The 25,429-nt window shown below is 43.4% G+C and carries 21 protein-coding genes; 14 read left to right on the top strand and 7 right to left on the bottom strand.

The window, feature by feature from the left end; translation table 11 throughout:
* Positions 1 to 387: 387 nt before the first annotated feature.
* Together sppA and CXF65_RS02785 are read right to left on the bottom strand one after the other, a co-directional pair.
* Positions 388 to 1,443: a signal peptide peptidase SppA gene (gene sppA, locus CXF65_RS02780; protein ID WP_101210965.1), complete on the bottom strand. Its 1,056-nt coding sequence runs from the start codon at positions 1,441 to 1,443 to the stop codon at positions 388 to 390.
* A 199-nt stretch (positions 1,444 to 1,642) separates the two neighbouring features.
* Entirely contained in the window at positions 1,643 to 4,687 is a 3,045-nt protein-coding gene (locus CXF65_RS02785) for a ComEC/Rec2 family competence protein (RefSeq protein WP_101210966.1), read from the bottom strand.
* Between the two features lie 472 nt (positions 4,688 to 5,159).
* Here CXF65_RS02785 and CXF65_RS02790 point away from each other — a divergent pair, with 472 nt between their 5' ends.
* Positions 5,160 to 5,735: a DUF2062 domain-containing protein gene (locus tag CXF65_RS02790; RefSeq protein WP_025651287.1), complete on the top strand. Its 576-nt coding sequence runs from the start codon at positions 5,160 to 5,162 to the stop codon at positions 5,733 to 5,735.
* 34 nt (positions 5,736 to 5,769) lie between these two features.
* Here CXF65_RS02790 and CXF65_RS02795 read toward each other — a convergent pair whose 3' ends face one another.
* From CXF65_RS02795 to CXF65_RS02805, 3 genes are all read right to left on the bottom strand, one after another.
* Entirely contained in the window at positions 5,770 to 6,078 is a 309-nt protein-coding gene (locus CXF65_RS02795) for a hypothetical protein (RefSeq protein WP_025651288.1), read from the bottom strand.
* Between the two features lie 268 nt (positions 6,079 to 6,346).
* The gene (gene lolD, locus CXF65_RS02800; protein WP_101210967.1) at positions 6,347 to 7,027 is read right to left on the bottom strand and encodes a lipoprotein-releasing ABC transporter ATP-binding protein LolD; all 681 of its coding nucleotides are present in this window, start codon (positions 7,025 to 7,027) and stop codon (positions 6,347 to 6,349) included.
* Between the two features lie 149 nt (positions 7,028 to 7,176).
* Positions 7,177 to 8,412, bottom strand: a complete 1,236-nt coding sequence (locus CXF65_RS02805; protein WP_025651290.1) for a lipoprotein-releasing ABC transporter permease subunit — start codon at positions 8,410 to 8,412, stop codon at positions 7,177 to 7,179.
* Between the two features lie 448 nt (positions 8,413 to 8,860).
* Between CXF65_RS02805 and CXF65_RS02815 the strand changes: the two genes are divergently transcribed.
* A complete protein-coding gene (locus CXF65_RS02815) occupies positions 8,861 to 9,841 on the top strand; it encodes a hypothetical protein (protein WP_025651292.1) in 981 nt (326 codons plus the stop codon).
* Between the two features lie 209 nt (positions 9,842 to 10,050).
* On the opposite strand, the gene CXF65_RS02820 is transcribed toward CXF65_RS02815, so the two are convergent.
* Positions 10,051 to 10,440 carry an SCP2 sterol-binding domain-containing protein gene (locus tag CXF65_RS02820; protein ID WP_025651293.1) on the bottom strand — a complete coding sequence of 130 codons (390 nt, stop codon included), beginning with the start codon at positions 10,438 to 10,440 and terminating at the stop codon, positions 10,051 to 10,053.
* A gap of 869 nt (positions 10,441 to 11,309) precedes the next feature.
* Between CXF65_RS02820 and ccoN the strand changes: the two genes are divergently transcribed.
* The 6 genes from ccoN to CXF65_RS02850 all read left to right on the top strand — a co-directional run bounded on the left by ccoN (position 11,310) and on the right by CXF65_RS02850 (position 17,434).
* A complete protein-coding gene (gene ccoN, locus CXF65_RS02825) occupies positions 11,310 to 12,788 on the top strand; it encodes a cytochrome-c oxidase, cbb3-type subunit I (protein WP_101210968.1) in 1,479 nt (492 codons plus the stop codon).
* 9 nt (positions 12,789 to 12,797) lie between these two features.
* Entirely contained in the window at positions 12,798 to 13,436 is a 639-nt protein-coding gene (gene ccoO, locus CXF65_RS02830) for a cytochrome-c oxidase, cbb3-type subunit II (RefSeq protein WP_025651295.1), read from the top strand.
* Positions 13,436 to 13,618, top strand: coding sequence for a CcoQ/FixQ family Cbb3-type cytochrome c oxidase assembly chaperone (locus tag CXF65_RS02835; RefSeq protein WP_010199605.1), 183 nt, complete (start codon positions 13,436 to 13,438; stop codon positions 13,616 to 13,618). Before ccoO ends, CXF65_RS02835 begins: the two co-directional genes overlap by 1 nt.
* Positions 13,615 to 14,760, top strand: a complete 1,146-nt coding sequence (gene ccoP, locus CXF65_RS02840; protein WP_101210969.1) for a cytochrome-c oxidase, cbb3-type subunit III — start codon at positions 13,615 to 13,617, stop codon at positions 14,758 to 14,760. The genes CXF65_RS02835 and ccoP overlap by 4 nt, the downstream gene beginning before the upstream one ends.
* Before the next feature lie 507 nt (positions 14,761 to 15,267).
* Positions 15,268 to 16,677, top strand: a complete 1,410-nt coding sequence (gene ccoG, locus CXF65_RS02845) for a cytochrome c oxidase accessory protein CcoG (RefSeq protein WP_101210970.1) — start codon at positions 15,268 to 15,270, stop codon at positions 16,675 to 16,677.
* Positions 16,678 to 16,852: 175 nt separating this feature from the next.
* A complete protein-coding gene (locus tag CXF65_RS02850; protein ID WP_101210971.1) occupies positions 16,853 to 17,434 on the top strand; it encodes a FixH family protein in 582 nt (193 codons plus the stop codon).
* Positions 17,435 to 17,721: 287 nt separating this feature from the next.
* On the opposite strand, the gene ttcA is transcribed toward CXF65_RS02850, so the two are convergent.
* Complete coding sequence (ttcA, locus tag CXF65_RS02855) at positions 17,722 to 18,813, bottom strand: tRNA 2-thiocytidine(32) synthetase TtcA (protein ID WP_413772491.1); 1,092 nt, start codon at positions 18,811 to 18,813, stop codon at positions 17,722 to 17,724.
* 487 nt (positions 18,814 to 19,300) lie between these two features.
* Between ttcA and queC the strand changes: the two genes are divergently transcribed.
* The 6 genes from queC to CXF65_RS02885 all read left to right on the top strand — a co-directional run bounded on the left by queC (position 19,301) and on the right by CXF65_RS02885 (position 25,229).
* A complete protein-coding gene (queC, locus tag CXF65_RS02860; protein ID WP_198015410.1) occupies positions 19,301 to 20,017 on the top strand; it encodes a 7-cyano-7-deazaguanine synthase QueC in 717 nt (238 codons plus the stop codon).
* Positions 20,018 to 20,521: 504 nt separating this feature from the next.
* Positions 20,522 to 20,851: a hypothetical protein gene (locus CXF65_RS02865; protein ID WP_025651003.1), complete on the top strand. Its 330-nt coding sequence runs from the start codon at positions 20,522 to 20,524 to the stop codon at positions 20,849 to 20,851.
* 158 nt (positions 20,852 to 21,009) lie between these two features.
* Positions 21,010 to 21,507 (top strand): peroxiredoxin, encoded by a 498-nt coding sequence (locus tag CXF65_RS02870; RefSeq protein WP_101210973.1) that lies wholly within the window; start codon positions 21,010 to 21,012, stop codon positions 21,505 to 21,507.
* A gap of 138 nt (positions 21,508 to 21,645) precedes the next feature.
* Positions 21,646 to 23,142 carry a dihydrolipoyl dehydrogenase gene (locus tag CXF65_RS02875; protein ID WP_101210974.1) on the top strand — a complete coding sequence of 499 codons (1,497 nt, stop codon included), beginning with the start codon at positions 21,646 to 21,648 and terminating at the stop codon, positions 23,140 to 23,142.
* Positions 23,143 to 23,258: 116 nt separating this feature from the next.
* A complete protein-coding gene (locus tag CXF65_RS02880; protein ID WP_227523184.1) occupies positions 23,259 to 24,446 on the top strand; it encodes a mechanosensitive ion channel family protein in 1,188 nt (395 codons plus the stop codon).
* A gap of 255 nt (positions 24,447 to 24,701) precedes the next feature.
* Complete coding sequence (locus tag CXF65_RS02885) at positions 24,702 to 25,229, top strand: peroxiredoxin (protein WP_101210976.1); 528 nt, start codon at positions 24,702 to 24,704, stop codon at positions 25,227 to 25,229.
* The last annotated feature ends 200 nt before the right edge of the window (positions 25,230 to 25,429 follow it).

Genomic DNA, 25,429 nt, shown 5'->3' on the forward strand with positions numbered 1-25,429 from the left:
GGTCATTTTCAGAATGAACACATTCTCAAAATAGAGATACGCCCTAAATAGTGGTTACTTTAATAGTAAGAATGCCTTGAATAGTCGCTGTGCCATTAATAATCATCAAAGATTATAGCATTCAAAAAATGAGCATGGCGAAAGAAAACCAGACCAATTACTGACGTAAATAAAGCACTGCTTGGTTAAAGCAATTTTGACCAACCAAAGGTATTGTTGGCCTCGGTATTTTTTGGCCTCGGTATTTTTTGGACTTAATGCTTTTCGAATACGCTATTCCGTTGGAATGCCCATTATCCATAAATTTGTACTGACCAATAATTAAGGCTGAGCATAATAATACGCTCAGCCTTAATTATTGGTCACAGTAAACCTAACACCATAGGCTTAGCGCATTTCTGCATTACCATCGGTTTGTGGCAAAACATCAAGCTTGACGCTTGAGCCGATACCCGCGCCCAACTTAACTGCAAAGCGATCCATAAATAAACTGAACGGATCGGTTGGGGTATAATTGACGACATTATCGAGCTTTAATTGCTTTTCTAAGCTAGAAATACTGCCTTTTTTATCAGCGAGACCTAAGGCAATCGATTGCTCACCAGTCCAGAACAATCCTGAGAACAGTTTATTCTCTTCTGGGTTTTTTAGACGAGCGCCGCGTCCTTCTTTTACCGCATTGATAAAGTGCTTATGAGTATTGGCCAGCACTTTTTCGACATGCTTTTCTTCATAATCGGTAAGCGGGCGCGATAAGCTTAAGATGTCTTTATATTCACCAGCAGTGATAGTGCGATCTTCAACACCGACTTTATCCATCAAGCCTTCGACATTGTAGCTTGGCATAATCACGCCAATAGAACCAACCAAACTTGATGGGTTCACATAAATCTCGTCTGCCGCTGAGGCAATATAATAAGCACCAGAAGCGCCGATATCACCGATCACCGCATAGAGTTTTTTATCTGGATACTCTTGGCGTAGATCCCTCATTGTCTGCCAAATCTCATCAGACTGTACAGGTGAGCCACCAGGTGAGTTGATATCTAGCGCCACTGCTTTTGAGTTATTATTTTCAAAAGCACGCGTCAATGCTTCGTTGACATCATAAGCATTGGCGACATCACCACTACTGATAGTGCCTTGCAACTCAACCACGGCCAAATGTGGCTTGCTGGTATCCATACCGTCAAGAGCCGTTGGCGCTTTACTGCTACAGCCACGACCAATGGTCAAAAATATCAATAGGATATAACCAAAGGTCAAGAGTTTGAAAAAGATACTCCAGCGGCGCGCACGGCGTTGCTCTACCACACTAGCGAGCAAGGTATTTTCAATCAAGCGCCATTCTTGTCCGCTCGGCTGGCTTGACTGCGGCATCGGCGCTGGCTGATTTGCCGAATTGTCAGGACGTTTGTTAGGGTCTGGTGGCCAGTTGGGCATATAACTTCCTAAGTCAGAAACAATCTAAAACGATAAAAGAGATGATATAGAAAATGAGGTCAGTAAGAAATCAAATTTTCTCACTGTCTCGGTCATCTATATTAATAGGTTACTAAGTATGGTGCCATTTTGGTTGTGGTTCAATAGTGTAACCGTGAAATATCACCTTATTATAACGCTGCTAGGATGAGGACAATTTTTATGGAGTGGTCTCAAAAGCTAATGCTGCTTCTAAGGCGTTATTATCATAGGTTATTGCTTCACTTATTTGCTGACGGCTGATGACCTCCGTCGTTATTTGCGAGGTACTGTGTCCAAGCCAAGTAACATGACTGTCGGTTCTATTATCCTCAAACGACTCAGCTTGGCAGATCAATGCCCACAGTTGCCAAAGACGCTTATGAGTATCCGCATTAACAATAATACGTGATGGCAGTGACTGATCTTGCGCAGTAAGGTGTTGATTGTCTGTTTGCGTACTTTTTGATATAGAAGGTATTGCCTTTATCATTTGCGCGCTAGCAAGCGGTGAATTTAGGGGATCGGCTGCATTATACTGCCGTATATTAATAGGTAACTTGCTATCAATGACAAGCGTGCACTCCCACACACTGGCATCGTCTATCTCACTCCAGCCCGTGATAGCCTCTAATGATAAAGCGCCGTTGGCGAGCTGCCATGAGTCACCTTGCTCACAGCCTTTCGGGCTGATATACGTTTTGTTAGTGATCTGAGCTGAATCATCAGCTTGGCTTGCTTTTCTATAAAACTTCTCTCGATCGAACCATCGATTACTGCGCCCTGCCTGCCAATACTGGCTAATCGGTAGGCGTTGACTTATTTGAGCAACCGTCATCGGCAACAGCTCAGAGGCATTAGGTTTAAATGTATTGCTTGCCTCATGAGTCGTGAGCGTATCCGTCAGTCCTGTACTGGCTGTCTGCACTATGAGCCCTTCTAAACGTTTAATCGACAAGGTGCGCAACTGCTGTTCTAGTGTTGCGGACAGCTTCTCTGCCGTCAAATTACTTGGCATGGTACGCGTAGCATTAGGCCTATGGTCTGCCAAAAATAACCAACTCACGCTATCCTTTGCTGACTGCGCCTTATTATACTTGCCTCCAATGCCCCCAACCTCATTCATTATAGGATATTGCAGCACAGCAGCGCTTATATAGCGATCTCCAGTGGGCAAGACATATAAAGTTGGTGACGTAGATAATGACTGCTGGTTGGCATATACCGTCATCATTAATAGCGTTAGAGGCGGTAGTGCCAGCCAACGACTGATAAATCCACGCGGTAATAACCAAGGCAATATTGCCAGCAATACCATCAGTAATATCGCCATATTTACTGGCGTATACAACCACGCCTCTGACAGCGCTGGTAATGAAGTCAGCCACCTAATCAAATCATGTAAGCTAGCGACAATGGTACTGACCAGCGCCCAAATACTATCGGCAAGTGCAGGCCATAATAAATAACAAAGCCCTGCTAATAGATTGAGCGGTACGATAACCCAGCCAAATAAACCAATCGCAAATAAATTAATGACCAATCCCCATAGCGAGGCTTTGCCAAACAACAGCAAGGTAATGGGCAGCAGGGCGATAAATAGCCAGCATTGCAGTTTAAAGACACGCTTGCCTGTGAGCCATGCCTTTCTAAGTAAAATACGGCTATATTTACTATCACCATGAGAGAAAGGTATATCTGATTGCGATAATGCTGAGTTGTTTTGCGCCTGTGAGCCACTATCGTACTTTAGCAAGAGCGCCACAGCGATAAAAGACAGCCAATAACCAGCCTGCCACAGCACATAAGGATCAAGCCATGCCATCAAGACTGCTAGCGCTAACAATACTCGCATCGTACTAATCGGTAGTAAGGTTAATCGTACCAGACCTATCGCCAGTAACATCCATGCGGTTCGCGCTGCCGGCACATCAAAGCCAGTAAATAGCGCATAAATAAAAGCGGCACTGATCATCACCCACCAGCGCACTTGCCAGCGTGGTATGCGACGATATAGGGCTGGATACAGACGATTGAACGATAATACAACTGCTCCTGCCAGCATAATCGCTAAAAACAACACATGAGTGCCAGAGATAGCCAGCAAATGTGAAATACCAGCCAACTGATACAGATCCTTGGTATCACGATTGATCAAGCTGCGATCACCTGTGAGCAAACTTAAAGTGACCGCTTTTGCTTGCTGCGCAGCGGTAGTCTGTCCCGCCCAATCTTGATAAAAATGCTGCCGCAATTGCCAACGCCCTTGGTCAATCCGAGTACGAAAACGCTTAAGATAGGAATGAGAATTAGCGTCCAATGCAGACGACTCATCGAGCGCAAAAGGCAAGGTGCTAGTCGCCACTATATTGGCTACCCCATCGATATGACGACCTCGTAACCAGCGATAACTGTCAAAACCAGAAGGGTTATTAATCGCTTGCTCAGAGGTAGCAAGCGCTGCGAGTGTTAGCGTCATAAATAACTGATCACCCGGCTGCAGCTGGTTTACGTCAATCATCTGCGAGCTTTTAGAGCCGCTTTTTGGATAAGCATTGAGTAGCACGCGGTATTTGATGTCGTTAGCAATGTTTTCAGCTTTTTCGTTCAAATCAGCGCCAGTTAAACTATTATTGCTTAGGCTATTATCAATATTTGCAACATAATCGGCCGCAATGCTATCTAATTCCTGAGCCGTTAGCTCAGAGATCAATGGCGACATATGACTAATGGTAGCGATTTGTCGATAGCCGCTATTGGTGACGTCATCATAAACGCTATCGCTAATACCCTCGATAGTAACCAACGCTTGCACACGTATAGGCTCAATAATTTTTGTTGCTTCTGCCCGCTGGTAACCCATCAAAGCTTGTAATGCACTACCAATCACTAACCCTATTGCCAGTATCATTATCAGCAAATAGTTGATCATTCGAATGGGGAGTTTAGAGGGAGAAGAACCGTATGGAGAGGTATTTTGAGGAACAGAAGGCTGAGAGAAGTCGCCTTGAGAAGAAAGCTTATGGACGTCCACTGAGCTTATAGACAGAGCTTGACGCTGGTTAATAGCTATCAAAATAATAGCGACGATGACTAATAGTAGCGCTAACAACGTAGTGGCGCCGCTCATAGCTATTAACGAGTTAAATGGTATCGCCATACTATCTGCGACTGCCAACACCCCCATCATAGCGATAATCACTAAACTGCCAAGTAACCAGTACACCAGCGCTCCTTGCTTGATGAGCTGAACGTTAAAATACGACCAATTTTGCTTGAGTGTTGCCAGTCAAAAACGGGCGGGAATCTATAGCTTCACGCTAGCAATAAAGACTGTCGTTAGAGCGTGTACTCATGTTGAAAATAGTGATAAAAATGAGATAAATGGTAACAAAATAAGAAAAGTAGCGCGGATAATATCAGGATATTGTCCAGCTATTTAACGCCATTTGGCAAGATTTGGCCATTTTTTAACCCTTTAGTCGCTACCATTCAGATCGAGGCCACGCCCTCGTCCAGCAATAGCATTTATTTTTTTATTACCCTATACTCACGGGACATATTGCAATACTGATTATTCAATACCATTACTTTGTTTTTCTGATACTATTCCTACCCGTATTTTATTCCTAATATCTCTTTATATCAGCCCATCAATGTGATTGAACCAGCGGTTGATAACGATTAAAGGCGATGCTGTGTCCCAAAAACGTCTTAAAAACTTGCTGCCCACACCAGAGAAAATTCTAGAAAGCCGCATTTTAAAATTATTTGCACCGCATTTGGCTGATCCGCGCTTATGGCATTTTAACCGGCACAGCTTAAATAAAGCGGTCTATATCGGCGTGCTCAGTGCATTTTTTCCGCTACCCGGACAGATGTTATTAGCATTAATTGGCTCGCTAATTTTTCGTGCCAATGTCCCTATGGCGCTTGGTTTAACTTGGATTACCAACCCTGTCACTAGCCTACCTATCTTTTACGCTGGTTACTACATCGGTGCCAAAATTCTTGACGTGCCGATGATCAGTTTACGGCTTATTGGCAGAATGATTGCTGACTTTAGCTTGTGGGCACTATCTGATGGTGCCAACCCCTTTATCACATATCAAGGCACTGTATCGTTAACCGCATTCTGTGTGGGTATCACTATCCTTGCCGTCATTACTAGCATCGTTTGTGGCTTGGCATTTAAGGCAATTTGGCGTTATAAAACCGTCACCAGCTGGCAAAAACGCCAACACAAACCTATCGACAAGACACCTAAACGCTGATTGATGCTTTCAATACAGCGCTTAGGCATTTTGATCAATCGTCTTCTTTCTCTTTCTCTATTGCCGCAATGACATTGTCTGTAAATCTGCTATCCATCTCAAATATATCGATCACTTGTTCATCTTTGAGCAGCGTATAGCGTTTGCCAGTGGCGCTGTCTTGTGCTTTTAGATCATAATCAACGCCCGCAAGCGTAATAGCATCAAAAACTGGGGTAAGCAGTTCAATCTGCGCCTGCCTATCAATGGTGTCAAATAGGGTTGGATCCATATAGGGTTTTAATGGTTCATTGCCCTCTTCCGCACTGCCGAAAGCAGCGATTGGATCTTCATCTTCGTTCATTGTATTTATCCTTGTAACGTGAGACAGGACTACTGTCGTCAATGTTATATAAATCGACTACATTAGGGCGTGTCCTCATTTTAAAAATGGTCATAAAAATAAGATAAATTGCCGTCAAACGAGGAAAATAGCGCAAATAATATCGAGATATTAATCAGCTATTTGACAATGTTTGGCAAAATTTAGCCATTTTTAGTCCATTTAGATACAAGCGTTTGAATTGAGGACACGCTCTAGGCAAATGGTACGGTTAAACAGTTTCGACGCATTAATACTGTTCCCAATGACCATTACGTAGCAACATTTGGCGATCTGCCAGCGCCGCCAAGTTACGGTCATGGGTCACCATCAATAGTGCTGTTTGCATGGTACTTTGCAGCTCTGATAACAAGCCAAAAACACTTTGTGCATTGTCATAATCCAAGTTGCCTGTTGGCTCATCTGCCAATATGAGCGAGGGTTTGGTGACGAGGGCACGGGCAATGGCCACGCGTTGACGCTCACCGCCTGACAGCTCGCCTGGCCTGTGCGCCAAACGATGCTCCAGACCAACGCTTTCTAGGATGGCAATCGCTTGGTCTCTTGCCTCAGTCGTCGATACTTTAGGGCGCAGCAGCAGTGGCATCGCGACGTTTTCAATCGCTGTAAACTCTGCTAACAGATGATGAAATTGATAAATAAACCCTAGGTGCTTGTTACGCATCGCCCCGCGTTCAGTCTCATTCATGCTGTTTAACAACTGACCATGCAGCCAGACTTCACCACTGGTTGGCGTATCCAATCCGCCCAGCAAGTGTAGCAAGGTGCTTTTTCCTGAGCCACTGGTGCCAACGATAGCGATGCGCTCGCCAGCATTGACGGTCAAATCCAAGCCTGTCAATACTTGGGTACTAACCGCGCCTTCATCATATATCTTATTGATATTGGTCGCCTTTAAAATGGCAGACATAGCACTTCCTTTATTTTATTGATACCGATATTCATGATTTTTTAATCTGGCTAACACTTATCACCTGCAGCATAGTTGCTTAAAACGAGGCTATTCTCACTTTAATGGCTTCTCATTTTAATGATAACTACGCCTCGCTTGAGTATCAATTACTCATAACGCAACGTTTGCGCAGGTTGAATTTTAGCCGCTCGGCGCGCTGGATAAATAGTGGCCAAAAAGCTCAATACAAATGACGCACCAGTGATCAATATCACATCCGTTAAGCGCAGCTGTGATGGTAGATAATTAACGAAGTAAGCATCGAAGAGATTGAGACCGAAGGCTTGATTAATGAAGCCTAAGATATCGCTCACTGTCAACGCAAATATCACACCCAAAATCGTACCTGCAATCGTACCAATAAAGCCGATGACCACGCCTTGTACCATAAAGACCTGTGTAATCAGACGAGGAGATGCCCCAAAAGTCTTTAGAATCGCAATATCAGCTTTTTTATCGGTGACCAGCATGACCAGACTTGAGACAATATTAAATGCTGCCACTAGGATAATTAAGAACAGTAGCAACCCGACCATGGCTTTTTCCATTTGGATCGCCCCAAATAGATTGCCGTGCGTTTGCGTCCAGTCATTTGGATAGAGGCGATCAGGAGCAATCGCAGCCGCTTTTTGGGCAGCAATGGGCGCGGTAAAGATATCGTTTAGCTTCATACGGATACCTTGAGCGCCATCGGGGAGGCGGAGCAACTTACCGGCATCACTCATCGGGATAAAGGCCATGAGGCTGTCCACTTCTGGGCTGATACTGAAAATACCCGTCAAGGTAAAACGCTTAAAGCGCGGTATCACACCAGCCGGTGATGGCGATGCTTCTGGCAACACCAAAGTCACCTTATCACCGATGCTCAAGCCCAACGATTGCACCATCTCTTCACCCAGCACAATACTGAAATCACCCGCTTGTAGAGTATCGATACTGCCTTCAGTCATGTGATCGTTAATGATCGAGACATTTTTTTCGTACTGAGGATCGACACCTGTGACCATGATACCTGCCACTTGACCATTCGAGGTCAGCATGCCTTGCAGCTGAATAAAGGGCGCGACGGCAGCGACTTCTGGATCTTCTTTAATACGATCAGCCAATTGCTCCCAATCACCAATCACCTCGGTTGAGATAACGGTTGCTTGCGGCACCATGCCCAAAATACGGGTCTTTAACTCACGGTCAAAACCATTCATCACCGACAAAACCGTAATCAATACGGCAACCCCAAGGGTCAAACCTATCATCGAGATCAGCGATATAAAGGAGATAAAGCCATTACTACGCTCTGCTCGGGTGTATCGTAAGCCGATAAATAACGCTAAAGGACGAAACATATTCAAACTCTTTATCTTATCTACGTGCGACTTTTATATGCGCCAAAACGAGCAGCGACAAACGCCCTATAGAGTGCGCCTGCCATACCAACATATAAATTGAACACAAAAATAGGGTTTAAAACAGGCCAAATTTGGCCATCAAAAGGGAGCTAGTTTGACACAATTTGGCGGATATGTGCCAGTCATTAGCAAAAACTGCGCGTATTTTTTGCCAAAAAACCGGGTTTTGTTATTATTTTTTATGAGGGGCTTGCTATTACTTGCGTCTATACCTATATATTGTATGCTAAGGACAATTGTCAATAACCCCTCCTTGTTGTTTGCTGACCCTATACTGCCGACATTGCTAGCTATCTTAGACCAATGATTATAAATATTGGATGCTAGATGAGCAATGTCAGCGTTAGGTCCAAACCTCATCGCTGACTTAAGTTTGAGTATTTTCATGACCATTAATTATCAATATAAAAACATCCAATCTCCTACCAAAATCACCTTATCTGACGAGCAAGCTGCCGGTCATGCCGATCATTGGCGTATTTTAACCGATGATATGAGTCATGATGTGCCAGAGTGGCTGCAAAAGATGATCGAAAAGGCGGCCATGCCGAAAGGTCTCAACCCCAACGTCAGCGCCAAAGACAGTTGCTTGTTGCTATCTGAAGACCAACCTTGCCACATCAACCAAGTGCTGGCGATGAAAGACGGTAAGCCCGAATGCTTTATCAACGCCTATCCATGTGTCGACAGTCCTTATGGGCTACATTGCAAAATCGAGCGTATCATTGCCAACGACAACTCACACGACGCAGTACTGCGTTTGCGCACGGCTGACGGCAGTATTATTTATGCCTTTGACCAGCTTTATACCGCCAACCGTCATTTGTATCAACGCGATACGTCTTACTTCGTGAATTTTAGTGCTTGGGCACATGAAATCAAGCTAAGCGAGCAGCACGAAGTTATTATGGTAGAAGATCAAGAAGCCATTCGCTACCATCGTGCCTTTAACGATATCGTCGCCGCCAATGATGGTCAAATACCGGATGATCTACAAGAGCAAATCAAAGAGTGGAAGCCTGAGACCAAAGAACAAATGGCGCCAGTCGAGATTAACCTAGGTCATATGTGTGCTTATTTGTTCGGTGATACTCTGGGACAAGAAGACGAGGCATGGTGCCAAGGTCAAGTACTTGGCAAGCAAGAAACCCTCTTTAATGGCAAGCCCATTATCTTGTTTGATGTGGTAATACTACGTGAACAAGACGCCGATCCATTCGTGGTGCGTATTGGTGCGCTCAATACGACAGAGACTGCTTCTATTAACGTACATGACTATGTACAAGCGAATGTCTGGCTACAGGCAGCGATGTATAAAGAAAACCAAAAGTCACAAGATGCGACGGCGGCATCAAAAGCCAGCTAAACATTCAAGAAACTTAAGTCGTTTAATTAATTTAAATAGTCTAAGTAAGCAGCATCGCTAGGCATTCATTGCGACAATTACTTCTTCTTACTCATATTATCATTCGTAAAAAAGCTCCTAATATAAAATTAGGAGCTTTTTTGTGCTTTGCTTAGACAATATCGATAAAAAAAATCAATTGAAAAAGTGAAAGATATAGACTTAAGCCGTTAAGCCATCGTCGTCATAGATTTGACACGTTTGTACAATTCTTTTTGCTCAGCACTTGGACGTGCCGTTTGTACCGCCATCAATTGTGACATATCGCCTTCAACGCGAATTTTACCACTCATAAATGCGCCCATGATTTCGTTGGTATCAAAGTCGGTAATGATTGATTGCAAGATACTACGGTCAAGCAATAATGTGGTGGTCGCATTATCATTTAAGCCGCGATGCAATAGGCCATCAGCAAAGTTGGCTTCGATATCTCCATCGGTGTCAGACACTTTTAGGTTGATAACCATATTAGCCAGCGCGGGTGGCAAATTTAGCTCACCAGCTTCGCTACCTAACTTCTCAACGTCATCAAACCATGCATCTGTCAAAAAAACTGCCATATTATTGTCCTTAATGAATAGGGTGCTAGGCTAACCGTATCAATTACTGCTTACTGCCGCCCAATCGTATTCAAATGATTAAAATCGTTATTGTGTCATCGTTATTATAACAATGCGTAGGAAACTACTGTCGATACTTTTCAATCTCATTATAAGGGGCGATTTACCGATAAGTAAAACCTATTTATAAGGCTAATGTTGCCATTGTTACAAAAACTTCTCTATATTTTGTACTTATACCCTATGATTCATAGGATTCTGCCCTCTAGAATAGTCTTAAAATTGGGTATAAAATAGGCTGATAGCGTAGCAATAATAAGTTGCCTACGCAGATTTTTACCAAAGAGTTTGTATTTTGCCGCATAGTTCTGATGATATTTAATTAGGATTGCGTTACAATACCCTTAAACAGAGTCGGGAGTTTTAACTAAACATTACGTTAACCTGTTTTTTTGTCAGCCACCGCTAGCATACATCAATGGTCCATGCTGTTTTACGACCAGATGGATATCAGTGTCTATCTTCGTTATTGCTGTTGTTTTCAGTAATAATTAAGATAAATCCTTAATATCACTAGATGTTTGATGCTTCTATACGGTGTCACTCCTTATTTACCTTAACGAGTTATTAACAATCCTACTATCAACTGGCTGTAAGCGCTGCATGTTCCTAGCGCTACCCTCTTCCTCTTTGCATCAACTGATACTGAGTGGAAGCTTAGCTTGATAGTTAATAACCTTAAGATAATAATTGAGTCAAGAGACAGCATGTACCGCGATGACTATCTGCCTGCACCAGTATGGTTGCTGCAGATAATGCGGAGAGTTAGTTAATTCTGTTGATAATTCGGGCTGTAAAGGAATCATCCAATGAGTTTACAAAACACAGCAGTCGCCCCAGTTGACCGTGAGTATGAAATTACCATCGTAAGATTTTTTACGATAATGGCCGTGGTATGGGGCATCGTCGGCATGAGCCTTGGCGTGTTCATTGCTTCACAGTTGGCATGGCCAGCGCTTAACTTTGACATCCCATGGCTGACATTTAGTCGTTTAAGACCGCTACATACCAATGCAGTGATTTTTGCTTTCGGTGGCTCTGCCCTGTTCGCAACGTCTTACTATATTGTTCAGCGCACCTGTAAGACAAGGCTATTTGCCCCTTATTTGGCTTGGTTTACCTTTTGGGGTTGGCAAGCGGTTATCGTCTCTGCCGTTATCACCCTTCCTCTAGGCTTGACCTCGACTAAGGAATACGCTGAGCTTGAGTGGCCAATCGATATTTTGATTGCTCTGGTATGGATATCTTATGCCATTGTTTTCTTCGGGACACTCATCAAACGCAAAACCTCACATATTTATGTGGCCAACTGGTTCTTTGCCGCTTTTATTATTACGATTGCATTACTACATATCGTAAACAGCATGGCGATTCCGGTTAGCGCGTTCAAATCTTATTCGCTATTTGGCGGTGCAACTGATGCGATGGTGCAATGGTGGTACGGACATAACGCGGTAGGTTTTTACTTGACGGCAGCCTTCCTTGGAATGATGTATTACTTCGTTCCAGTACAGATTGGTCGTCCTATTTATTCGTATCGTTTGTCTATCGTTCACTTTTGGGCATTGATTGCATCTTATATGTGGGCTGGTGGTCACCATTTGCATTATTCAGCGCTTCCTGATTGGACGCAGTCATTAGCAATGGTATTCTCAATCATCTTATTTGCACCCTCTTGGGGTGGTATGATTAACGGTGTATTGACGCTATCTGGTAGTTGGGATAAGTTACGTACCGATCCAATCATTCGCTTTATGATCGTAGCATTGTCATTCTACGCAATGTCGACGTTCGAAGGCCCAATGATGTCTATTAAAACCGTTAATGCGCTATCGCATAATACGGATTGGACAGTCGGTCACGTACACTCAGGCGCGCTTGGTTGGGTAGGTATGATTACCATTGGTTCGCTATATGTACTATTACCACGTATTTATAACAAACCAAAAATGTACTCTATCAGCTTAATCACCACCCATTTCTGGCTAGCGACTGCAGGTACTATCTTTTACATCGTATCAATGTGGATCTCAGGTATTGGTCAAGGCATGATGTGGTTGGCTACTAATCCAGATGGTACTTTGGTATACAGCTTCGTTGATACAGTTGAGTTCTCGCATTTCCCATATATCGGGCGTGCTTTTGGTGGATTCTTGTATGTGTCAGGTATGTTTGTGATGGCATATAACGTTTATCAAACGCTCAAAATGCCAGAGGGTAAGCCTGTAGATGTCGCTGATCCTACGGATCACGAACCTAGTGTCGATACCTCGACAGCTAAAGTATAAGGAGCGATCATGGCTGGTACACCGCATGAAATTATTGAAAAAAATACAGGCCTGTTGGTCATCGGTATCGTTATTGCGATTAGTTTTGCAACACTCGTTGAAATCGTACCGCTGATTTATGATAACAAGGGTCCAGAAGACGGTGGTGTGAACGCGCCGCTACCTGCTATGGAGCCATGGACTGCGCTTGAATTCGAAGGTCGTGATATTTATATTCGTGAAGGTTGTCACGTTTGTCACACGCAGATGGTTCGCCCACTACGTGCTGAGGTTGAACGTTATGGACCTTATTCACGCGCTGCTGAATCTACGTGGGATCACCCATTCTTATGGGGCTCAAAACGTACTGGACCAGATCTAGCACGTGTTGGTGGACGCTATTCAGAAGACTGGCAAAAGCAGCATCTTATTGCGCCACGTTCATTAGTTCCTGAGTCTGTGATGCCTGGTTTCCCGTGGCTTGCGACCAATGAAGTGAATGGTACAAACGTTCAAACTAAGATGCGTCTATTCCGTGATCGCTTTGGTGTACCTTACACTGAAGAAGATATCGAAGGTGCTCCTGATGCGGTGCTTGGTGCCACTGAGCTTGATGCTTTGGTCGCCTATCTCCAACAGTTGGGTACTGCAATGGAAGGACAGCGCTAATGGGTATTGGTGAATTACAAACAATTGCGACCGTTTCTGCCTTTGTTGCCTTTGTAGGCGTTGCATGGTGGGCGTATTCGCCAAAAAACAAAAAACGCTTCGAAGAAGATGCACAACTTGCGCTTGATGACGAGGATATAAAGTCTCTGTCTGAAGAGCAGCGCAATAAGGATAAACGATGACATTTTTTTGGAGTTCTTGGATCACTGTATTTAGTTTTGCTTGTTGGCTATTTATTCTTGGCGTCCTTTTGATGGTTCTAAAGTACAAGCCAGAAGTAGAAGAAGACGGTACAACAGGTCATGAATATGATGGCATCCGAGAATACGACAAACCCCTGCCCAAGTGGTGGTTAGTGATATTTTTTGGCTCAATCGTCTGGGGCATCGCTTACTGGGTGTTTTTCCCAGCCATGTTTCCTAAGCATTGGGACGGTATTGCCACAGTAAAAGTCGATGGCGAAACGGTACCTTGGACCTCGCACAATGAGCTAAACAGTGAACTTGAACAGAACAACAAAGTATTTACGGATAACTTTGAAAAAAGTATTTTGGTTAAAGCAAACGCTGCCGGAGCTGCTCAAACGCTAGGTACACTCAATGATTTGCAAGCAACAATGCGCCGTAGTGAAACACCACCTGCAGATTTGCAAACGCAGATCGATGGAAAAATTGCAGAGCTTGCGCCTTATGTTGAAAAGCTCTCTGAAAACCCAAATGCGTTGAAAGTTGGTAGCCGTTTGTTCTTACAGAACTGCTCGGTATGCCATGGTTCTAATGCGAAAGGTGCAACGGGTTATCCGAACTTGACTGATAACGACTGGCTGTACGGTGGTGAAGCACAAAACATCTTGACGACGCTACACAATGGCCGCGTTGGTGGTATGCCAGCATGGCGCGATCAGATCGGTGAAGATGGCGTGCGTGCAGCATCAGAGTATGTACTATCACTATCTGCTAACAACGGTAGCAAAGATAACGGCAAGCTCGATCAAACTTTGGTCGCTCAAGGCAGTGCAATCTTTCAGCAAAATTGTGCCTTGTGCCATGATAAAGATGGTAAAGGAATGATCTCAGCAGGTGCACCTAACTTGACTGATAATATCTGGCTGTATGGCGGCGATCGCGAAACGGTACGAAATACACTACGTTATGGTCGTGCTGGTGTTATGCCGCAGTGGGAAACCAAGCTAGGTAATGAGCGTATCATGCTACTTGCTGCTTATATTTACTCTTTATCAGACAAGCCCGCTAAAGCCGCTCAAGCGCTACCTGTTACTGCTACTGCGCCAAACGCAGCACCAGCAGCAGCTACTGTTAACTAAGATTGCTTTAGTCATTCTTGATACGATAAATGGATAAGATAGAAAAAAGGGAGGACTGTTATTGCAGTTCTCCCTTTTGTTTGGCTGTTGTGCTAAAGGTGTTGAGTTAATGACCTCATTATCCTTGTCATGATATTCGCTTTATTTGGCCAATTAATTGCACTTGCACCTCTATGCCGACCAGTTTATTTTATATCACTACATGACATTTATTATTCTTATATAATGATTGTTTTTTAACATTATCACCCCATTTATAGTAGGGAGAATGTTAAAATAGCAAAACTTAAACACCACTTATCTGTCGCTATTTTTAGTATGAGTGGTTCAATCGTAATTGGCTATTTACAATCGCTCATTTGGTAGCAGGGTTCGCTGTTTTTTACAGTGATTATCCTACTCAGCTACTTACTGACATTGATAACATCGCACATTCCAACATCTTTTTATTATAGGTGTTTGTTCATCATGCCAGCAGACTGATTCTTTTTTTAAAGAGGCACGTTTATGTCAGCACCACAACCCAATAAAATCCCTGTACAGCAGATTGATCTTGATGCCACCAAGCATCGTATTCATCCTCGATTTATCACGGGTTTTTATCAAAATATCCGCGTCGTTAGTATGTATGCCTTTTTGGCGCTGTTTTTGTTACTGCCATGGCTGCGTTATAATGATAGGCAGGCAATATGGTTTGATGTGCCCTCGCAGCATTACTATATTTTTGGTATGACCTTTTTGACTCAGGATTTTTATTTCATTGCTGCGTTCGCGCTGATCGCCGCTTTTACCTTGTTTATGGTAACGGTGTACGCCGGTCGGGTATGGTGTGGCTATGCGTGTCCCCAAACGATCTGGACACATCTATATCAGTATGTTGAAAAATGGGTGATTGGTGACCGTAATAAGCGCATGAAGTTCGATAAAGAACCAATGAGTGCAAAAAAAGCTTTTAAACGTGGTTTGGTATATTCTATTTGGTTTGTTTTTTCAATGATTACGGCGACTACTTTCGTCAGCTACGTCTCTGGCACCGACAGCTTATATCATAGCTGGCAGATGATAGGCGCCATTCCCTTCCCTGATTGGCCCACGTGGATTTGGGTATCGGTCTTTATCTTTGCCTTTTCTACCTATGTAAATGCCGGCTACATGCGTGAGCAGATGTGTGTTCAGATCTGCCCTTATGGTCGCTTTCAAAGCGTCATGTTTGATAAAGATACACTCATTGTCTCCTATGATTATGAGCGCGGTGAGCCTCGCGGTGCACGAAAAAAAGGGACCAATCCTGAGCATTTAGGGGATTGTATCGAATGTCAAATGTGTGTACAGGTCTGCCCGACTGGTATTGATATTCGTGATGGCTTACAAGTGGCTTGTATTCAGTGTGCTGCGTGCGTCGATGCCTGTAATGAAGTCATGGATAAGGTCGGTTATCCTCGTGGTTTGATTCGCTATACCACAGAACGGCAACTGGCAGAGAAAGAGAAAAGTCGAGTGCTACGCCCACGCTTTTTTGCCTATTTAACCTTACTGACTGTACTTTGTGGTGGTGTTGTTTATGCCTTGACCGATCGCGTACCTCTAGAGATTGACATTCGCCGTGACCGCAACCAGTTATCGTCGATCAACACTCAAGGTATGATTGAAAACAGCTATATCGTCAAGCTGACCAATAAAACCCAAGAACCGCATACCTATAAGATAACCCTTGCCCCGCAAGAAGGCCTGAGTTTAGAATTGCGTTTTAACGATGTACCATTAGAAGCGGGTGAAAGCTTTGACATGCCTGTCAGTATTTATGGTGATCCTGATGTCGTTGAATCTGGTCAAACACCGGTTACCCTAAATGTGAATAGTAATGATGGCAAGTATATGGTCAGCAAACAAAACGTCTTTACTACCCAAGGTCAGTAAACACTTGAGTCTGTTACGTCTAGACTTATATATTTTACCCGTTCGTCATCGGCAAGCGGGTTGTACATTATCATTAAACTGACAGGCATTAGCCGTCAATTTATCTGTCGATACCACTGTATAGCTATCTGATAACCAGATGTCTATGAACAGCTATTTGATTAATAGGTATTTTATGTCTACTCCAGCACCGAACTTTAAGCATCAAGATAGCCAGCCATGGTATAAAAACTATATGGTGGTTATCTTTGTGATTGGCATGCCAGCCTTTGTGGTGATTGCTTGCCTCTGGTTTGTTTATTACTCCTACCAGATTCGTGACAGTGTGGTTCGTGACGACTGGTATATGGATGGCAAGACGCTCTATCATGACGTGTCACGTGATAAGCTAACTTATGATTTGGACCTGCATGGCAAAATGCAATTTGCCGATAATGGCAATATTGTGTTTTATTTAAATTATCCTGAACAGAGCCTGCAGTCAGGTAAGTTGCTTAATGGCACACCAATTACTTATCCAGCTACCTTGGATTTATCGATTTCGCATGCCACCGACATTAAAAAAGATCGTGATGTGGTGCTACAGCATCAAGAAGGCAATAAATACACTGCCAAAGCAGATATTGATCCGGTAAAAGCCAAGTATTATTTGCAAGTGAGTAATGAAGGCAAAGACGATTGGCGTATGCAAGATGTGGCGAAATTACCACGTTCAGAGGTTAGTTTTGACCCGCTACCGGTCTTTGCAGAAAGTTAATTTATATAAATTAGATTTCGTATATTCAGCGAATAATCACCTTATTAAGACATAAAAAAACCAGCCATTAATCAATAATGAGCTGGTTTTTTTATTGTTATCATTTAGCTATAGTCAATGAAAAGTAATATCGAACCATAACGCACTGCTGATATCCATTTTTCTGACTTGCTGTGCCTGCGCAGATAGAGGCTACGAAACACTGATATCAGCAATATCTTCGCGCTTTTAGGATATTTTGACCATAGTCAGCAATCTTTCCAAATTCCCTTCAATAAAACAGACCACTAGATAACAGGGTTGATCGTTGGAATCTTCTGTGTTGGTCGACTGCTTTCTATCGCTTTGTCTGTCTGTTGCTTACTAGCAAACTTTGGATTAAAAGTTTGCGTTTTTGGCGCGACTGGTAGGCCGATGTCAGCCAAGCTATCTGTCTGCCCTGCTTGAATATTATCCCCTTCAAATAAGCGCTCATTGTCGTCACGGTCGAGACTTAAGTGTTCAAAATCGAATAACTCACGGTCTGCTAATTGTGAAGGAGCAACGTTTTGCATGGCCTTAAAGATAGAGGCCAAACGCTGCGGATGAGCATTATCCCATTCGCGTAGCATGTCATTAATAATAGCGCGCTGTAGATTGGTCTGGCTACCACATAAGTTGCACGGGATAATCGGAAACGCTTTGAGGCGTGCGTATTCAATGATGTCTTTTTCTTCAACGTATGCCAAAGGGCGAATGAGCATGTTTTGCTTGTCGTCGCTGAGCAATTTTGGCGGCATCGATTTTAGCGCGCCGCCATGAAATAAGTTCAAAAAGAAAGTCGCGAGCATGTCGTCACGGTGATGACCAAGGGCAATTTTGGTCGCGCCAATCTGCTTGGCAAAACCGTATAACGAGCCACGACGCAAACGCGAACATGCTGAGCAATAAGTCTTGCCTTCTGGCACCACGCTTTTGACGATACTATAAGTATCTTTTTCTAAAATATAATGAGCAATGCCCTGCTCGTTCAGATACGCTGGCAAAATATCCTCAGGATAACCGGGCTGCTTTTGATCAAGGTTGACCGCGACGATATCAAAGTTGATCGGCGCAATACGTTTTAGCAGCAATAAAATATCAAGCAATGTATAACTGTCCTTACCACCTGACACGCAAACCATCACCACATCGCCATCTTCAATCATATTGAAGTCACGAATCGCCCAAGATACTTGGCGGCGCAGCTTTTTTTGTAGTTTGCGAAATATCGCTGTTTCTGTCAGTGCTTGTTCGTCAGCCAATTGCTCAGCACTGCCATAGTCAACACCAGCATGCTCACTATCAGCTGCCACGTCCATAGCATCATTGAGCTCGTCGTTCACCTCATCGTATTCCATACTATGTCTATCAGTCTCTAAAGAATGATTATCGAAGTCAGCATTGGTAGACACCTCGTTAAATTGAGGAGGGAATGTTGGTGTAAACAAGGTCGCTGCGGTCATAAATTACTCAATATCTTTGCAAGGATGATGTGACTATAATGATGTGACTATAAAGCAAGCTATAAAACAGAAGGCGTCTCAATATTAATAGTGACACACGAGTGAGACGCTAAAAGCCGCAGCGATTATAACAAAAATCACTAAGGTATTGAAAAGATGAGGCTAAATTATTAGCATAAATGCTATCGTTGTGGGCAAACAATCATAGAATGTAGTGAAAATCGATGCGAGGGACAAAATCTTATCGCCTTTATGGTTCTGTAATAGCCGTATTTTTGCTAAAATAGCCGTTTTTCGCCAATCAATAATAGACAACACTATGACTAACGCTACCACACCAGCCAACGCCCAAAATCAAACAGCCGATGAGCGCTTAACAACACTGCATAAAAGCCAAAATGCTGTTGTGCTACTGTCTGGTGGTCTCGATTCAGTGACTTGCTTATATTGGGCCAAGGCGCGTTATGCGTCGGTTACTGCGGTCAGCTTCAACTATGGTCAGCGTCACAATAGTGAGCTTGTCGCCGCAAAAAGTATCGCAGAAACAGCCGCGGTCAATCATCGTATTATCGATATTGATATCGCTCAGTTGGGCGGCTCATCATTGACCGATCACAGCATGATCGTTCCTGACGGAGATGCAGAGAAGTTCCCTAATAAGAAACGCGATGAGATTGATAACGATGCCATTCCAAACACTTATGTGCCTGCACGCAATACCATATTCTTATCTTATGCCCTAGCCGTCGCTGAAGTCATCGATGCCAACCATATTGTCATTGGCGTCAGCTCAGTCGACTATTCTGGCTATCCAGATTGTCGCCCTGAATACATCGCCGCTTTCGAGCACATGGCGAATCTAGCGACTAAAGCGGGTGTGACTGGTCATCATCTAACCATTCAGACGCCATTGCAGCAGTTATCCAAAGCGAAGACCATTGAGCTTGGGCTGTCATTGGGTGTCGATTATGGCCAGACGATTTCTTGCTACCAAGCCGATGCCAACGGTCTTGCCTGCGGCGTTTGCGACAGCTGCACCTTACGTCGTCAAGGGTTTGCCCAAGCAGGTGTCGCTGATCCCACCCATTATCAATCTTAGCGCTTGGATTGGTTATATGGGTTATAGCAGGTCAATATAAAAAAGATACAGCGTGACCGATATAAATTTTTTGCCGCCTCTGTCTGCGTAGGCACAGCAAGCAAGAAAAATTTGTAACAGTCACGCACCTTCATGTTGTGTCTCTACTCTATTTAGTATCGACTATATATAACCAAAGCATTTGTAAATTGGTACGGTGATAACCTCGCATGATTTACTATTGTCATATCTGTGCTCAGTTGCTTTGTACTGACTCAAAATTGCCTCGACTATAGCAGCGGACGCCATGACTAAACATTAGCGAAACATTCGCTTGCATTAACACAGCACGCCGCCGTTGTATTTTAATTGTGATACTTGCTATGGTATGAACGATTATATTTGTCATTAAATAGACAAATGGTAGAGAAAAAGTGCTATTTATCTCCATTTTTTATCTACCGTCATTTTATTTTGCTCTGCGTAAAAATCTACAAAATTGCTGCCACCTTTGAGAGGATATTTATGAAGTTATTGCCCGTATTACCCCTAGCCCTCGCTGCGCTGTTTGCCATGCCACAAGCCAATGCTATCGATATTAAGCAAAACAATATCAATACTTGCGTGAGCGGTGCCGTCAAGTATAAAGTCGCTGACAAGAGCAACGCGACCAAGCTATGCAATTGCACTATTGATGTCCGTAGCAACATGACAATCGGTCAAATGTGGGAAATTGAGAGCTATGCCCAAGACAAAAAAGACCCGTCAGGCCTACCCTATGTAAAGAAAATGCAAAAAGACTTGCAGCAATGCACTGTTGGCCTAGACTTAAAGCAACCACAAAAACCTGCATAAGCAATAAATGGGTTAATACAAAAAAGACTGGCAATGACCAGTCTTTTTTGTTGCGAATGAATAAGTGAAGTGTAAAACTGAGTATTTATTTCTGCTAATCTGCCTATAATAAGACCACCATAATCTAAAAAAACCATAAAACAACTAAGGATTTTACCATGGCTAAGCCAACCACAGAGACTATTGCCCTGCCCGACTTTCCAGTGACGATGGTACGTGAGTTAGATGGTCATTTTATTCATGACGATATTAGCTTAAAAGACTTGGTTGCGCATACTAACAAAGGACTGATTCTTTATTTTTATCCAAAAGACAATACCCCAGGTTGCACCACGCAAGCGACAGAGTTCACAGCGCACCTTAGTGAGTTCGATGGCTTAGGCTATGATATCGTTGGGGTATCGCGCGATAGTGTGGAATCTCATGAAAAATTTATCGCAAAATATGATTTACAGATTCCACTGATCAGTGATAACGACGAAAAACTATGCCAGTACTTTGACGTCATTAAAGAAAAAAACATGTACGGTAAGATTACCTTAGGTCTGGTACGCTCAGCCTTCGTATTTGATAAAGACGGCAATCTTACTCATGCGCAACGCAATATACGTGCCAAGGACTATACCGAGCGCTTACTGACGACGTTAGCGCCATAACTTTTATTATGGTTATTGGCACTAATTATTGATCATAAAATAGCGCTTATTGAGTCGTTAAGCGCAAACGATTAAAAGCCAACGCCTTATCGGTATCAGTCACTCACATCCTATAAAATATAACCATTTGAGAATAATATGAATAACCAGTCAGACAGCACTGCCGCTAGTACATACCATCAAGTCACGCGCAAGGTATCGGTTGCCGTCATTGGCGCAGGGACAGCAGGACAGAATGCCTTTCGCCAAGCCAGTAAAACCAAAGATGATATCGTCATTATTAATGATGGTTTTTGGACGACCACCTGTATTGCGGTCGGTTGTATGCCCAGCAAACTGCTCATTGCCGCAGCCGACCGCGCTCATGATGCCAATCACTCTGCGGAATTTGGGATTCATAGCAGCGCTCAAATAGATGGCAAACAAGTCATGGAACGCGTCCGTACTGAGCGCAGTCATTTTGAAAGCTATATTGAAAAGCAAGTCGATAGCTGGCCTGACCACAAAAAAATAGCAGGTCGCGCTCATATCAATGAGCAAGGTCTCATTGAGGTCAATGACGAGGTGATTGAAGCAGATAAAATCATCGTGGCCACTGGCAGCTCTCCTTTTATTCCAGAAGATTGGACCGATAAACTGGGCGAGACTTTACTGACGTCTGATACCGTTTTTGAGCTGCCAGATTTACCAAAATCTATGGCGGTGGTTGGCGCCGGTGCTATTGGTTTAGAGCTTGCGCAAGCATTTAATCGCTTGGGTGTAGAGGTGACACTATTTAACCGTGTTAAAAAGGTAGCCGGACTGAAAGACTCAGACATTAGTAATAAAGCCATCGACTGCTTAAGCCGTGAGTTGACGATGCACTTGGGCAGTAAAATCAACGATATTGGCACGCAAGCGGCTAAAGGTAGTCAAGGAGCGCTCGCCTTTATTGATTATGAAGACAGCGCAGGTGAGACACAGCAGTGGCAAGGTGAATATGTACTGGTTGCGACGGGTCGCCGTAATAATATTGAGCAGTTAGGCGTTGAAAACCTAGGGGTTGAGCTCGATGACAAAAATCGTCCAAAGAATCTGAGTAAAAAGACCGGTCAAATTGGTGATTTAAATGTCTTTATCGTTGGCGATGCCAATGCCCATATTCCACTGCTGCATGTGGCCAGTGATGAAGGATTTAGTGCGGGCAATATGGTCTGTGACAATGTAAAAAATGCTTATATTCGCCCACCAGCTGTACCCTTCTCTATCGTATTTTGTTCGCCACAAATCATCAACGTCGGTAAGTCTCTCCCCGAAATAGAAGAGGATGAAGAGCTAGAACACGTGGTTGGCAGCGTGAGTTTCGACAACCAAGGACGCAGCAGAGTCATGGGCGTCAACTGTGGCCTGCTACATATCTATGGCTGCAAAAAAACAGACAGAATCCTAGGTGCGAGCATGGTCGGTCCCGATGCCGAATATATCGGTCATATATTGGCGGTTGCTATCACCAATGACTTAAGTATTAAGCAATTACTGGACACGCCTTTTTATCATCCGACTATCCTAGAAGGTTTGCGTACCGCGCTACGCGATGTCCAACACAAAATGAAGATACCTTTTCAGTCTCAGGACACTCAAGAAAGCACTTCTTAATAACCTAAATAGTAGCGCTTTTAAACATTATGCTTAGTACCAATCTTCGCTCATGTCGTGTTGTATTGATTGTCACGACTTGAGGTCATCTAAAAACACTTTGCATGGACGACACAATGGCAATCGCTAGTATTACCGAGTTTTTTCAAGAGATCATTCGTGACTTACATACTAGCCTTTACCTTGCTCTCGGCGGCTCAGTCGATGAGGAGTCATTCGATTGGACGTCGCAAGCGGTAGAGCTGACCAGCACGGGTATTAAAATCCTGATACTGCTTGCGGTATTAGGGTTTTTTTATTGGTTGGCTATTTATATTGTCAAAAAAAGCAAATCCCGAATCCGTCTGAATGAACGCCGGTCAAAAATAGTGCGCTCAGTTTTGCGTTATATTTGGATCGTTGCCAGCTTGATTGCCATTATGAGTCAGATTAGCTTTGAACCAGAGACGATCAAAGCCACGGCTAAGGCCAGTACTTGGGCGGGCATCTATTACGTGTTGTGGACGTCTTCTGGACAAATCATTCACAAAGTATTGCAGCATTACGGCCTCAATGCCTCTATTGAGCAGCTGCTTAAAAACATCTTGTCGGTATTATTGTTGGTATTGGGGCTTGCCAGCGTCATGGCGCAGTTTGGCTTTGATATTGTGTCTTTAGTAGCAGGTCTCGGTATCGCTGGTTTAGCAGTTGGTTTTGCTGCCCAATCGACGCTTGCCAACTTTATCGCTGGCATTACGATCTTGCTTGAGCAGTCCTTTCAAGTAGGCGACTGGGTTAATATCAATGATAATGAAGGTCGTGTGGTGGTGATTGCCCTACGTACCACTCACGTTTTGACTCGAGACAACATCACTGTCATTATTCCAAACTCTAACGTTGCCTCCTCTGAGGTAACCAATCTAACCTCAAAAAACTTTATCCGCTTTGATGTCCGTGTGCGTATTGCGTTTGAAGATGACATTGATAACGCCCGCAAAGAGATTTTGCAGGTACTTACCGACAATGACGTGGTGCTTAATCGTCCTGAAACCTCAGCAACCGTCGATGAAATTGGCGAATATGGGGTATTCTTTATCGTGCGTTTTTGGGTAAAACCGGCCGCTGTTGCGCGTATGCCCAAGATTAAAGAAGGTCTAAGAGAAGATATCAAGCGTGCCTTTGATGCGGCCAATATATCCACCCCTTATCCGCATATGCGCCTGCTGATGCCAAAAGACGTGGATTATCCTATCGCGACCAAACCTTTTGCGACTACAACGCAGGTAGTATCAGAAAAACTACCGCTAACCAAGGGTAATAAATAACGTTTATTAGGGATGTCCCTAATCTAGAGAAGCAAGTGCAAAAGCCTTAAACGACAGAGACTACTTCAAACATAGCTCTCTAGGATAGGGCCTAAGCAGCTCACATAGCTTGTAAGGTCTAGAAAAATCTCATATAGTTTGATACCTTATATAGCAAATATCAGCTTAAAGATTTGCTTATGGATTGCTATAACTATTATCATATAAATGAAGTGTTTTAAAAACAAAAGACAATAACCTAAATAGGAGTAAATAATGATTACCCATGTACCTGATGTGACTTTCAAAACCCGTGTTCGTGATGACTCTATCGAAGGAGACAACCCATTTAAATGGCAAGACTTAACCACAGATGAGCTATTTGCCAATAAAAAAGTGGTCGTGTTCTCACTACCAGGTGCCTTTACACCAACCTGTTCGACCAGCCATCTACCTCGTTATGAAGCGCTTTACGATGAGTTTAAGGCGTTAGGCGTAGATGAAATCGTTTGCATTTCTGTCAATGACGCCTTTGTCATGTATCAATGGGGCCTAAAGCAAAACCGTGAAAATGTTTTCTTGCTTCCTGATGGTAATGGTGAGTTCACTCGTAAAATGGGCATGCTTGTTGATAAGAGTAATCTAGGCTTTGGTATGCGCTCATGGCGTTATTCGATGTACGTCGATAATAAAGCCATCAAAAAAGTGTTTAAGGAACCTAATTTTGGTGACAACTGCCCAATAGACCCATTTGAAGTATCAGATGCAGACACCATGTTAGATTATTTAAAAAGTAATGCTTAATCACAACACTTAAGTACATTGGGTCTTGAATAGTATTATCAGGCGTCTATAAAGGCTCAAATACTAAGGCTCGAATACTGTCGAACTGCGTAGTCCTTGAACATAAGGGCTACGCAGTTTTTTTATGGTTCTTTACAAGAACCTCTATCGCTGAGCGGTGTTATTTTCCTCGTTTGACTGTGGTTTATCTCATTTTTATT

Source organism: Psychrobacter sp. Sarcosine-3u-12 (assembly GCF_002836005.1).
Lineage (GTDB): Bacteria > Pseudomonadota > Gammaproteobacteria > Pseudomonadales > Moraxellaceae > Psychrobacter > Psychrobacter okhotskensis.